This window comes from Stenotrophomonas sp. MMGLT7 (assembly GCF_021168555.1).
GTDB lineage: Bacteria > Pseudomonadota > Gammaproteobacteria > Xanthomonadales > Xanthomonadaceae > MMGLT7.
This window is the reverse complement of sequence record NZ_JAJOZS010000016.1, coordinates 64,745-78,133: the sequence shown is the minus strand read 5'-3', so window position 1 is coordinate 78,133 and position 13,389 is coordinate 64,745. Positions and strand designations below refer to the sequence as shown.

7 protein-coding genes and 1 pseudogene are annotated in these 13,389 nt (G+C 67.0%); all 8 read left to right on the top strand.

The window, feature by feature from the left end:
• Positions 1-57 precede the first annotated feature (57 nt).
• The 8 genes and pseudogenes from LRX76_RS16430 to LRX76_RS16395 all read left to right on the top strand — a co-directional run bounded on the left by LRX76_RS16430 (position 58) and on the right by LRX76_RS16395 (position 13,377).
• Positions 58-927 carry a glycosyltransferase family 2 protein gene (locus LRX76_RS16430; protein ID WP_231806706.1) on the top strand — a complete coding sequence of 290 codons (870 nt, stop codon included), beginning with the start codon at positions 58-60 and terminating at the stop codon, positions 925-927.
• Positions 924-2,096 carry a nicotinate phosphoribosyltransferase gene (gene pncB, locus LRX76_RS16425; RefSeq protein WP_231806705.1) on the top strand — a complete coding sequence of 391 codons (1,173 nt, stop codon included), beginning with the start codon at positions 924-926 and terminating at the stop codon, positions 2,094-2,096. The genes LRX76_RS16430 and pncB overlap by 4 nt, the downstream gene beginning before the upstream one ends.
• Before the next feature lie 174 nt (positions 2,097-2,270).
• Entirely contained in the window at positions 2,271-2,726 is a 456-nt protein-coding gene (locus LRX76_RS16420) for a hypothetical protein (protein WP_231806704.1), read from the top strand.
• A gap of 24 nt (positions 2,727-2,750) precedes the next feature.
• Complete coding sequence (locus tag LRX76_RS16415) at positions 2,751-3,176, top strand: hypothetical protein (protein WP_231806703.1); 426 nt, start codon at positions 2,751-2,753, stop codon at positions 3,174-3,176.
• Positions 3,177-3,255: 79 nt separating this feature from the next.
• Positions 3,256-5,412 (top strand): UDP-forming cellulose synthase catalytic subunit, encoded by a 2,157-nt coding sequence (bcsA, locus tag LRX76_RS16410; protein WP_231806702.1) that lies wholly within the window; start codon positions 3,256-3,258, stop codon positions 5,410-5,412.
• A gap of 38 nt (positions 5,413-5,450) precedes the next feature.
• A complete protein-coding gene (gene bcsB / locus LRX76_RS16405) occupies positions 5,451-7,757 on the top strand; it encodes a cellulose biosynthesis cyclic di-GMP-binding regulatory protein BcsB (protein WP_231806730.1) in 2,307 nt (768 codons plus the stop codon).
• Positions 7,754-8,938 carry a cellulose synthase complex periplasmic endoglucanase BcsZ gene (gene bcsZ / locus LRX76_RS16400; protein ID WP_231806701.1) on the top strand — a complete coding sequence of 395 codons (1,185 nt, stop codon included), beginning with the start codon at positions 7,754-7,756 and terminating at the stop codon, positions 8,936-8,938. Before bcsB ends, bcsZ begins: the two co-directional genes overlap by 4 nt.
• Positions 8,920-13,377: pseudogene (locus LRX76_RS16395) on the top strand (cellulose synthase subunit BcsC-related outer membrane protein). Before bcsZ ends, LRX76_RS16395 begins: the two are co-directional and overlap by 19 nt.
• Positions 13,378-13,389: the final 12 nt, after the last annotated feature.

Here is a 13,389-nt window from a genome sequence, read left to right as displayed (position 1 = left end):
CTGTCCTGCGGACGGCGACGGCTATCGCGTGTTTGACCCGGCGCGGATAATCCCCGCATGAGACAACAGCAGCAGATCGCCGCGGTCGTTGTGACGTTCAACAGCGGCAGCACCCTCGACGACTGCCTGCGGCGGCTGCGCGCCGCGCAGGACGTGGCGCAGATCCGGGTCGTGGACAACGCCTCGCGCGATGGCAGCGTGGAGATCGCCCAGCGCCACGCCATCGAGGACGCGCGCGTACGCTTCATCGCCAACCCGGACAATCCCGGCTTCGCCACCGCCTGCAACCAGGGCGCGGCGGATTCGACCGCGTCCTGGCTGGCCTTCGTCAATCCCGACCTGATGGTCGAGGCGGACACGCTCGCCCGGCTGCGCGACCGCGCCCGCGAACTGGGGCCGGCGCTGCTGGGCGTGGAGCAGGTGGACGAGCGCGGCCGCGCGGATCCGGCGGTGCGCCGCCGCGATCCGGATTTCCTGGCGATGCTGCGCTCGCCCGGCCGTGGCTCGGACCTGTCCGTGCCGGCCGATCCGGCGCAGCCGCTGCAGCCGGTGCCGGCGCTCTCCGGGGCGCTGATGCTGATGCCGCGCGACCTGTTCGAGCGGATCGGCGGCTGGGACGAGGGCTACCGCCTGCATGCCGAGGACCTGGACCTGTGCCGCCGCGCGCGCGAATCCGGCGCGGTGGTGGCGGTGGCCAACGACCTGCGGGTGATGCACGTGCGCGGGGTCTCCAGCCGCTCGCGCCCGTTCTTCGTCGAATGGCACAAGCACCGCGGGCTGTGGCGCTATTTCCGCCGGTTCGAGGCGCCGGTGCGCAGCCCGCCGGTGCGGGCCGGGGTGGCCACGGCCATCGCCGCGCATCTGGCCGTGCGGCTTGCGTCTATCCTGTGGGCCAATTTGCGCTCCCCTCCTGCCGGTTCCCGATGATCATCGATTCCCTGCTCGACACCGACCTGTACAAGTTCACGATGATGCAGGCGGTATTGCATCAGCACCCGGGGGCGCAGGTCGAGTACCGCTTCAAGTGTCGCACCCCCGGCATCGACCTGGCCGGCTGCCTGGACGAGATCTCCGCGCAGATCGACCTGCTGTGCTCGCTGCACTTCCGCCCCGAGGAGCTGGACTACCTGCGCGGGCTGCGCTTCATCAAGCCCGATTTCGTCGATTTCCTCGGCCTGTTCCACCTGGACCGCAAGTACGTGACGCTGCGCGCCTCGGACAGCGTCCCCGGCGAGATCGAGCTGGAGATCAAGGGGCCTTGGCTGTACACGATCCTGTTCGAGGTGCCGCTGCTGGCGATCATCAGCGAGGTCTGGTTCCGCCGCACCGGCGCCGGTGCCGACCACGCCGAGGGCAGGCGCCGACTGGAGGCCAAGATCGCCCTGCTGCGCGACGCGCAGGGCTATTCCGAATGCCGGATCGCCGACTACGGCACCCGCCGCCGCTATTCCCGCCACTGGCACGGCGAGCTGCTGCAGGTCCTGCAGCAGCAGCTGGGCAGCCAGTTCGTGGGGACCAGCAACGTGCATTTCGCCCGCCGCTTCGGGCTCACCCCGCTGGGCACGATGGCGCACGAGTGGCTGCAGGCGTTCCAGGCGCTGGGCCCGCGCCTGCGCGACTCGCAGGCGGCCGCGCTGGAGGCCTGGGCGCGCGAGTATCGCGGCGACCTTGGCATCGCGCTGTCGGACGTGGTCGGGCTGGACGCGTTCCTGCGCGACTTCGACCTGTACTTCTGCAAGCTGTTCGACGGCATGCGCCACGACTCCGGCGACCCGTTCGAGTGGGGCGAGCGCATCCTGGCGCACCTGCAGGGCTATCGCGTGGACCCGCGCAACAAGGTGCTGGTGTTCAGCGACGGGCTGGACATCGAGAAGGTCATGCACCTGTACGCCCGCTTCCGCGACCGCTGCCAGGTCGCCTTCGGGGTCGGCACCAACCTGACCAACGACCTGGGGCCGACGCCGCTGAACATCGTCATCAAGATGGTGCGCTGCAACGGCCAGCCGGTGGCCAAGCTCAGCGACTCGCCGGGCAAGAGCATGTGCGACGATCCCGGCTACCTGACGTACCTGCGGCAGGTGTTCGGGGTGGCGTGAAGGCGAATGTCGGCAAGCAAGATGTCAAGAGGGCTTCACGCTTGCCGTCACAAACTTGAAAAATGAGACTTGCATCTCATTAAATTTTTGTGGAACATCGACGGCGAGCACGGTTGGCAATACCTTCGGTTCGTGTCCTTCCCCTCCACTTGAAGACCTACAGAGCGTAGCGGAATGGGCTCGCAGGAATTGCTTGAGCATTTGCGTGTCCGTGCCTGTTCCCGGCAGTGGCTGGGGGTCGTGCGGGCCATGGGACAGGAGTTCTCGGCCGAGTTGTCCGACGACGAGTTGCGGGCGTTGTTCGGCCGCATCGGTCGTCGTTTTGCCGACAATCATTCGCTCGGCGATTGCCTGACTCTGCAGGACGTGGAGAGGGCGGCCAACGATCTTTGGGATCGGGTCGAGTGGGGAAGCTGCCGGTTCGGCGAGTATCCGGATCGGGTGGAGATCGAACACCTGGCCCCGCCGATCAATGTTGCGCTGGACTTGGCGCCATGGGCGGACGGGTTCCTGCAAGGCGTTTATCAATCGTGGTTCCAGCAATCGGGCATGTTGTCCGGGCTGGCGGTGAGGACCTGCACACCGCGGTCGGAAGATGTTCGATGCTTCGTGCTGTCGCGCGTCTTCTGATCCATTTCGAGGTGGAATAGCTTCATGGCGGACAAAAAAGACAAGAAAGACGCGCCGTCGACCGAAGACGACATCAGCGGCCTGTTCGCGCGATTCGGCGCGACGGCAGCGGCTTCGGGCTACCAGGATTTCCAGGTGGTACGGCCGGTGCCGGAGACCACCAAGCGCGCCGCTGCGAAGGATCGTGTCGCTGCAAGGAGGGACGACGTCGTCGCGGCGGATGTAGCGTCCGAGGCGCAGGTGACGCCGCCCGAGCCGGCGCCCGCCCCTGTCGCACCGCTTCCATTGCCCCTGACTACGTCTGTGGCCACGGGCACGGTGCGCAAGAAACCAGTGCCGGCAGCGAAGGGGACGCCGCTCAAGGAGCTGTTCCATCGATTGCTCGAAGCCGAGCCGGCCGTGAGAGCAGAGGCGGCCAGTCCGCTCAAGCGGATCGTCGGCAGGCACTGAACCCATACGTAGCGGGCTGTCGGTTTCCTGTCGCTTTGCGTGCATCCCGAAACGCCGCCATTTGCATCAGGAAGGTGAGATGAGCGCAGATCAGCAGTTGAAATCCGGCAAGTTGCCGAGCAGGGCGGCGACATGGTCGCTGTGGATACTCGGCGCGCTGCTGCTGGCGTTCGTGGTGGCGGTGCCGATGGAGGTAACCCAGCAGGTCGTGTTCTCGCTGGTGCTGTTCATCGTCGCGCTGATCCTGCGGCGGCGCGGGGGGCGGGTGTCCGCACTGGTGATGATGGCCCTTTCGCTTGCGGTCTCTTGCCGCTACATCTGGTGGCGGCTCACGCAGACGATGGGCATGGGCAGCTTTGTCGACCTTACCCTGGGACTGGGCCTGCTGGGTGCCGAGCTGTATGCCTTCCTGATCCTGGTGTTCGGCTACTTCCAGGTGCTGTGGCCACTGAACCGCAAGCCGGTGCCGCTGCCGGCCAACCAGGACGACTGGCCCAGCGTCGACGTGCTGATCCCCACCTACAACGAGCCGTTGTCGGTGGTACGCACCACGGTGCTGGCGGCCAGCGTCATCGACTGGCCGGCCGACAAGATCAACATCTACCTGCTCGACGACGGGCGTCGCGACGAATTCCGCGACTTCTGCGAGGAAGTGGGCATCGGCTACCTGACCCGCACCAACAACATCGGTGCCAAGGCCGGCAACATCAATGCCGCGCTCAAGCGCACCGACGGCGAATACGTGGTGATCTTCGACTGTGACCACGTGCCGACCCGCTCGTTCCTGCAGGTGACCATGGGCTGGTTCCTGCGCGATCCACTGCTGGCGGTCGTGCAGATGCCGCACTACTTCTTCTCGGCCGATCCTTTCGAGCGCAACCTCGGTACCTATGGACGCGTACCCAATGAGGGCGAGCTGTTCTACGGGCTGCTGCAGGACGGCAACGACCAGTGGAACGCGACCTTCTTCTGCGGTTCGTGTGCCGTCATCAAGCGTGCGCCCCTGCTGGAAGTGGGCGGGGTGGCCACGGAAACCGTCACCGAGGACGCCCACACCGCATTGAAGCTGCATCGCGCCGGCTACCGCAGCGGCTACATCGCCATTCCGCAGGCGGCGGGACTGGCCACCGAGAGCCTGTCGGCGCACGTGGCGCAGCGGGTGCGCTGGGCGCGCGGCATGGCGCAGATCTTCCGCGTGGACAATCCGCTGCTGGGGCGCGGCCTGCGGCTGTCGCAGCGGCTTTGCTACTTCAACGCGATGCTGCACTTCTTCTATGGCTTGCCGCGCATCATCTACCTCACCGCGCCGCTGGCCTATCTGTTCTTCGGTGCGCACGTGATCCATGCCTCGGCGCTGATGATCCTGGCCTACGCATTGCCGCACGTGCTGCAGGCCAACGTCACCAATCTGCGAGTACAGGGCAAGTTCCGCCATCCCCTGTGGAACGAGGTCTACGAGACCACGCTGGCCTGGTACATCCTGCGTCCGACGCTGATGGCGGTGATCAATCCCAGGCTAGGCAAGTTCAACGTCACGCCGAAGGGGGGGCTGGTGGAGCGCGGCTATTTCGATGCGCAGATCGCCAAGCCCTACCTGTTGATCCTGCTGCTCAATCTGTGCGGGATCGCCGCCGGCGTGTTGCGCCTGCTGAATCCGGATTCGACCGGCGAGATACAGACGATCTGGTTCAACCTGGCGTGGACGTTCTACAACGTGCTGATGCTGGGGGCGACCATCGCCACTGCCAGCGAGAGGCGCCAGGTGCGGCGCTCCCCGCGCGTGCCGCTGGACATCGCTGCCACTCTCTACCTGCCTGACGGCCAGGCGTTGCCGTGCCGTACGCGCAACTTCTCCACCGGCGGCATGGCCTTGATGCTGGAACACAGCCAGCCGATGGAGCCGGGCACGCCGGTGCAGATCGGATTGACCCACCATGGTGTGGAGCGGCGCTTGCCGGCGATCGTGCGTCAGGATCGCGACGAGTCCGGCGTGAGCATCCAGTTCGACGAGATGGACGTGGAGCAGGAGCGTTGGCTGGTGGCGTCCACGTTCGCACGGGCCGACATCTGGATATCGCAATGGGGCCAACACGGGCACGATTCGTTCTGGCGCTCGCTGGGCGAGGTGACGCTCGCCAGCCTGAACGGGTTCCGGCGTCTGGGCGGCTACGTTTCCGAAACCCTGACGCAGGGTTTTCGCCCTGCGCGTTCCCGCAACGGGGAGTCGTCCTCGTGAAGTCACTTTCCCCAGTTTCTGTCGAGCGAATGCTATCGATGCGCCTTCTCGTTGCCTGCATGGCCTTCTGCCTCACTTCCCTGGTCGGTCTCGCACAGGCCCAGGATGCCGCCGCTCCGGCCGCTAGTACCGTTCCCGCCGCCGGCGCCGCTCCGGAGACGGCAGGGGCGGAACTGGCAGCGCCCGCCCAGCTGCGCTCGGCGACCTTGCGCCAGCTTGGGATCAACTACGAAGTTACATTGCGTGGGGTCCAGGCCAGCGTCGGTGTGCCCTTCAGTACCCGCTCGGACGAGGTGGTGCAGGCCGCGACGCTGCGCCTGAAGTACAGTTATTCGCCGGCGCTGCTGCCGGACCTGTCGCACCTGAAGATCAGCGTCAACGGTGTCGCCGTGGCGACCATCCCCACGCCGAAGGAAACGGCCGGGCGGCTGCTGGAAACCGACATCCAGATCAATCCGCTGCTGGTTACTGCCTACAACCAGTTGGACATGCAGCTGATCGGCCACTACACGCGCGATTGCGAGGATCCGGACCACAGCAGCCTGTGGGCCAACATCGATCGCGACAGCAGCCTCTCGCTGGATGCGACGCCGCTGCAGCTGGCCAACGATCTGTCGCTGCTGCCCAACCCCTTCTTCGACGTGCGCGATACCCGGTCGCTGCAGCTTCCTTTCTATTTCCCCCGGATTCCCGACCTCGATACGGTGCAGGCCGCCGGAATCGTCTCGTCCTGGTTGGGCACGCTCGCCAGCTATCGCGGTGCCGCGTTCCCGGTTGCCGTGGGCGGACTGCCGGGCAGCGGCAACGCGGTGATGTTTGTCACCCCCTCTACACTGTCGCCGGAACTTTTGGCTGCGGATGAGGGCCTGGGGTCGGTGAGCGGGCCCAGCGTCGCCGTCGTGACCAATCCGAACGACCGCTTCGGCAAGCTGTTGCTGGTGATCGGGCGCAATGCCGCCGAACTGCGCACTGCGGCGACGGCGCTGGCGCTGAGTACGCCCATGGATGGCAGCATGGCCACCATCGACCACCTGGACCAGCCCACCCAGCGCAAGCCCTACGACGCGCCGCGCTGGATCTCCAGCGAACGTCCTGTGCGCTTCGGCGACCTAGTTCCGGAAAGCGGCCAGCTCAGCGTGAGCGGCTACCACCCGGATCTGATCCGCATCGGCCTGCAACTGCCGCCGGACCTTTTCATCTGGCGCCGTGACGGTATCCCGGTGACCCTGAAGTACCGCTACACGGTGCCGGAAACCAACAACAAGTCCGCGCTCAACATCAGCATCAACGAATCCTTCGTCGCCACGCTGCCGCTCAATGGCCGGCCCTATGCCGAGTCGCTGCCACGGCGCTGGTGGAACAGCCTCGCCACCCGCGGCAAGATGCCGGTGGAGCAGAAGCTGACCCTGCCGACCGGGCCGTTTTCCTCCAACAGCCAGCTGCGGTTCCATTTCTTCTTCGACCGCCCGCAGGCCGATGAATGCAAGAACACGTTCCCGGACGTGTCAGGCGCCATCGATCCTGATTCGAGCATCGACCTGAGTTCGTTCCACCACTACATCGCGATGCCGAACCTGGCGGCCTTCGCCAACGCCGGCTATCCCTTTACCCGCCTGGCAGACCTGTCCGAATCGGCGATGGTGCTGCCGGACCAGTACCGTGAGCAGGACGTGTCCAACGTACTGACCGCGCTGGGGCGGCTGGGCGCGGCCAGTGGCTATCCCGCGCTGAATGCGACGATCATCCGCCCCGCCGATGTTGCCCGCCATGCCGACCGCGACCTGATGGTGTTCGGATCGCGCAGCTCGCAGCCGCTGTTCCGGCAATGGGAGGACAAGCTGCCGATCACCGATACGGCCGATGCGCGCGGCTTCCGGATCAGCGATTGGTTGCTGGACCGGCTTCCGCCTTTCCTGTCCTTCGATGCACGGCGTACCGATCTGCCGACCACCGCGGAGGTGAGCGTCAGGCCGAGTCCCGGCGACGTGGTGCTGATGGGCTTCGAATCCCCGCTCAAGCCCGGGCGTAGCGTGGTCGCGGTGCTGGCCGAACACGCCGAGCGTGTCTCCGGACTGGAGACCGCACTGGCCGATCCCGAGCTGCTGAAGGATTTCCAGGGCAGCGTGGTGCTGCTGCAGGGCAAGAAGGTCACCAGCCTGGCCGGCAACCAGACCTACTATGTCGGCGAGCTGCCGCTGCCGACCTGGATACGTTGGTATTTCTCCGATCATCCGCTGCTGCTGGCGCTGTTGGTGATCGGCTTGAGCCTGCTGTTGGCGTTGGCCGCGCGGGTGGTGCTGCGCCGACACTCCTCGGCCCGGATGCAGGAGGGAAGGAAGCGATGAGCATGCCGATGGACGAACACATGCTGCCAGGGCGCCGCCGGCTGTTGCAGGCCATTGCTGCGACGGCGATCGCTTCGGCGTTCGGTAGCGGCTGTGCCGGCGCGGCTTCCCCTGCCTGTACGCCGTGGGCGGAATGGAAGTCGTTCCTGGCCCGGCACATCCAGGAAGATGGCCGCGTCGTCGACTTCGCCACGCCCGACCAGCGCTCGACCTCGGAGGGGCAGTCGTACGCGCTGTTCTTCGCGCTGGTGGCCAACGATCCAGTGCTGTTCGACAAGCTGCTGGGCTGGGCTCGCCACCAGCTCGCTGGCGGCCGCCCGGACCGTTCCCTGCCGGCCTGGCTGTGGGGGCGGGCCGAGGATGGAAGCTGGCGGGTGCTGGACGAGAACAGCGCCTCCGACGCCGACCTGTGGATCGCCTATTGCCTGATCGAGGCCGGGCGCCTGTGGAACCGGCCGGGCTATCTGCGCTCGGGCCTGCAGATGCTGGCACTGGTGCGAGCGCAAGAGATGGTCGAGTTGCCCGGGTTCGGGCCCATGCTGCTGCCGGGCCGGCAAGGTTTCGCCGGCAAGAACCGCTGGACGCTCAATCCCAGCTACCTGCCGCTGCCGTTGCTGCGCCGTTTCGCCACGGTCGATCCGCAAGGCAACTGGACGCAGCTGGCCGACCGCACTGCGGCCATGATCCACGACAGCGCCCCGCTGGGGTTCGCCCCGGACTGGATCGCATGGGACGGCAAGCGGTTCCTGCCGGATCCGGCACGCGGCAACGTCGGCAGCTACGATGCCATCCGCGTGTACCTATGGGCCGGCATGACCCATGCACGCGACCCGCTGCGCAAGCGGCTGCTGGACGATCTTTCCGGACCGCTGCAACTGCTCAACGCGCAGGGCAGCTTTGCCGAAAAGGTGGACACCCAGCGTGGCGTGGGCACGGGTGCTGCCCCGACCGGCTTCGCCGGTGCCTTGCTGCCGTATCTGGACGCGCTGGGAGAGAATGCGCTGGCGAAGGCGCAAGCCCAGCTAATCCCGGCCGCGCGCAGCGCAGCCGCCGAGAAATTGCCGTATTACGAACGTACCCTGGTCCTGTTCGGCAAGGGCTGGCACGAGGGGCGCTATCGCTTTACCGCAGACGGGCAATTGGTTCCCGCCTGGAGAAGTCTATGTTCCGCAAGAAACTGACACCGCTCTACCTGGCCGGCATGCTGGATCTGTGCGTACTGGCTCCGGCCTACGCGCAATCCAATGCCACGGAGCAACTGATCAACCAGGGCAACTACTGGCACGATCAGGGGCGCGACGACCTTGCCGCCGATGCCTGGCGCAAGTTGCTGGCAGTGGATCCCACCCAGCCTGATGCGCTGCTCGGCCTGGGCATGGTCGATCTGGCCCAGGGACGGCTGCAGGAGGCACGCAGGCGTCTGCAGGTCCTGCAGTCGCGCTATCCCAACGCACCGCAGACGCAGCGTTTGCGCATCGCGCTGGAAGGCGGCGACAGCAGTGGTGATGCCAACCTGCGCAATGCGCGTCGTGCCGCCTCGAACGGACGCTACCCCGAGGCGGTGCGCAGCTACGAGGCCTTGTTCAGCGGCGATCAGCCGCCGGCCAACCTGGCATTGGAGTACTACCAGGCACTGGCGGGGACGCCGCAGGGCTGGGAGAAGGCGCGCGATGGCCTGCGCCGCCTGTAGGCCGCCAACGGCAACGACACGGCGGTGGCGCTGGCCCTGGCGCAGGTGCTCACTTATCGCGAGCCCACGCGCCGTGAAGGCATCGCGCAATTGCGAGCGCTGGGCCAGCACGCCACCGTGGGCGGGCCGGCACGCGCCAGCCTGCGCCAGGCGCTGCTGTGGCTAAACGCCGGCCCGGCCGATGCGGCGTTGTATCAGGACTATCTGGCGGCCAATCCCAACGATGCCGAGGTCAAGGCCAAGCAGGAGTCGTTGAGCGAGCAGTTGCGCAATGCCGCCAATCGCGATCCTACCGGCGAGTTGCTCGGCGAGGCCTTCAAGGCGCTCAACGGCGGCGATACGGCCGGTGCGGAGCGCCGCTTCACCCAGGTGCTCAGGGCCAGTCCACGCAATAGCGAGGCGATGGGCGGATTGGGGTCGGTGCGGCTGCGCCAGCAGCGCTTCTCCGAGGCGGTGGAACTGCTGCGCCCGGCCGCCGCGGCCAGCGGCAAGTGGAAGTCGGCCTACGACTCGGCACGCTACTGGCACCAGTTGCAGCAGGCCAATGCCGCCGGGCAGAGCGGCGATCTGGCGGAAGCGACGCGGCTGGTGCAGCAGGCCCTGGGATTGCTGCCGAACGAGCCGGCCGGTTATGCCGCGCTCGGGGCGCTGCAGTCGGCCAGCGACGCCAGCGCCGCCGAGGCGAGCTATCGCAAGGCGTTGGCGCTGGATGCGGACAACGCCAGCGCGCTGCAGGGAATGGTGGCGCTGTACAGCCGCCAGGGCCGCATGCAGGAGGCCAGCGAACTGTTCAACCGACTGTCCCCGGCGCAGCGGGAGCAGGCCGGCGGCGAGGCGATGCTGCGTTCCAACGTGCAGCGCGCGCGGGCGCGCCAGGCGTTGGAATCGGGCGATGCGGTGACCGCGCAGACCGAACTGGAGTCGGCGATGGTCGAACGCCCTGGCGATCCCTGGATTCGCCTGGACCTGGCACGCCTGTACCAGCAGGCAGGGCGTCCGGACCAGGCACGCAACGTGATGGACGGGCTGCTCGCGGTGCACGGGGACATGCCCGAGGCGCTGTACGCCAATGCGCTGCTGGCGCAGGAGAGCGGAGACTGGGCCACTGCCTACACCAGCCTGGAGCGCATCCCCCCGGCTTCCCGCACTGCGGAGATGACCCTGCTGCGCAACACCGCCTGGGTGGAGCAGCAGGCCAGGCAGGCCAGACTGCTGCAGCAGCAGGGACGTGCCGGCGAGGCGCAGATGTTGCTTTCGCGCACCGAGGCCGCGCTGGGCGACCAGCTCGACCAGCCGCAACTGCTTGCGGCCCTGGCCGGCGCCTATGCCGATGTCGGCAATGCACCGCGCGCGCTGACGCTGGCGCAGCGGCTCGTGACCGGGTCCTCGCCGAGCACCGAGGACCGGCTGCAGTACGCCGGGGTGTTGCTGCGCGCGCAGCAGGACGCGGAGCTGTCGGCGGTGCTGCGCCAGCTGCACGACGTGACGATGACCCCCGAGCAGCTGCAGCGTTACCAATCGCTGCGTATTGGCTACACCCTGCGCCAGGTCGATGCGTTGCGCGAGTTGGGCAACCTGGAGGGGGCCTACGACGCGCTCGCGCCGATCCTGGTGCAGCAGCCGCAGAATCCGCAGGCGCTGTCGGCGTTGGCACGCATGTACGCTGCCGCCGGCGACCAGCGCCAGGCATTGGCGCTCTACCAGCAGATCCTGCAGCGCAGCCCGGACGACCTGGACGCGCTGGTCGCCGCCGCCAACAGCGCGGCGGCGCAGTCCGACCTGTCCAACGCCGAGAACTATCTGCAGCGCGCGCTTTCGCAGGCGCCGGATTCGCCCGACGTGCTGGCAGCCGCCGGCCGCGTCTACCGCAGCGCCGGCAAGAATCGCAAGGCCGAACAGTATTTCCGCGCCGCGCTGGCAGCGCAGCAGCGCCAGGCCGGCCAACTGGACAATGGTTTCCCCGCCGCACAGGGAAGTGCCGCCTATGCGTCCGCGGCGCGACCATTGAATCCCTTTGCCGGCATGAGCGGCCCGATCCGTGGCTCGCGCGCGGTATTGTCGGCGGCTGTGCTCCCGGCTTACGAAGGCACCGCTTCGCCGGCCCCTGCCTATGCAGCGGCGACCACGCCGATGCCTGCCGTGGCGCCGCCGAGCTATGTCGCCAGCGACGATGGCTTGCCGGCACCGGTGAGCGCCGCGCCGGCCGCGCTGCCGATTCCCGGCCAGAGCCGTCGCGTGGCCGCGCCGGCTGATGTGTCGGCCAGCATGCCGGCCACGCGGACGGCGAGTTCGCAGCCGCTGCCGGCAGTGCGTTCGGGTAACGGTCTGCTCGACGAGTTGCGCCAGGTACAGTCGGACAACAGCAACGAGTTGTCCGCCGGCGTGGCCTACCGTTCGCGCGACGGCGAGGCCGGCCTGAGCCGGCTCGACGAAATCCAGACATTGCTGCACGGGGTGTTCTCGGCCGGGGAAGGCAAGATCGTGGTCGACGTGACGCCGACGCTGGTGGATGCGGGCGATGTCCGCACCGACTACGCCACTGCCAGCAGGTTCGGTTCCGGACCTGCTGCGGCGCTCAACGATGCTCTGGCCGCCGACAGGACCGTCGTCGACGATTACGTCAGCAGCAGCCTGTATCAGCTGCTGACGACCGAAGGCAGTACCAATGCCACCAGGAACCTGTTCTACAAGTACGCGGTCAACACCGGTCTCTACAGCGAACTCTATTCGGAGTACGGCAACGCCGACGATACTCTGGCAGCGCTCTACGAGCAGCCGCTGTTCTCCTATCTGCTGGGCATCAATGCCTCGAACACCAAGATCGGCGACATCGCCACGGCGATCCTCAACAACAACGCGATGATCGAGGACCTGTCCTCGGCCGACCTGGCGGCGCTCAAGGCCTTGGCCAGCAGCACTGCGGCGACCGCGCTAACCGCGACCGAGCTGTCCTCAACGCTCTACTCGATGGCCGCTACCGGCTCGGCGTCGCGCCGGCTCGACCAGAATGCCAGCGGTGTCGGCGTGGCGGTCGGCTACAACAATGGCGGGCTCAGCGCCGACATCGGTAGCACGCCGCTGGGTTTCCCGGAACAGCGCGTGGTGGGCGGGATCGGCTACAAGGGCGAACTGGGCGACCACCTTACCTACGGCGGCCAGGTGTATCGGCGTGCGGTAACCGACAGCGTGCTGTCGTTCGCCGGTGCCGAGGATGCGCGCAGCGGCCTGCAATGGGGTGGCGTGACCAGCAACGGCGGACGCCTCTCGGCGACGCTGGACAACGGCTTAATGGGTGGCTATGCCAACCTGGCCGCTGCACGCCTGGTCGGCCACAACGTGGCCGACAACGACTACCGCCAGGTCGACCTGGGCGTGTACGTACATGCGCTGGAGACCGAGAACCAGTCGTTGACTGCCGGACTCAACGTCACCGCGATGCAGTACGACAAGAATCTGGCCGGCTTCACCTACGGGCAGGGCGGTTATTTCAGCCCGCAGGAGTATGTCGACGTCGGTTTCCCGGTGCACTGGAGCGGGCGTTCCTCCAGCCAGACGGTCAACTGGAAGGTGGACGCCAGCATCGGCGTGCAGCATTTCAGCACCGACGACAGCAACTACTTCCCGACCAGCGCGCAGATGCAGGCGGCGGCCTACGACGCGGCTTCGCTGGCGGCGCTGCTCGGATTGTCCTCGTCCTACACCGACCCGGTCTATCGCGGGTCGAGCAAGACCGGGGTGTCCTACAACCTGAGCGGAGCGGCCGAGTGGCAGATCGCGCCACAGCTGTTCCTGGGCGGTCGGCTGTTGCTCAACAATGCGCGTGACTACAACCAGTTCAGCGCCAACATCTACGTGCGGTTCGTGCTGGACCGACTGGGTGCCGCGCTGGGCCGCGAGCCGAAGGTACTGGTTTCCCCTTACGCTCAGTAAGGAGGGTTCCGC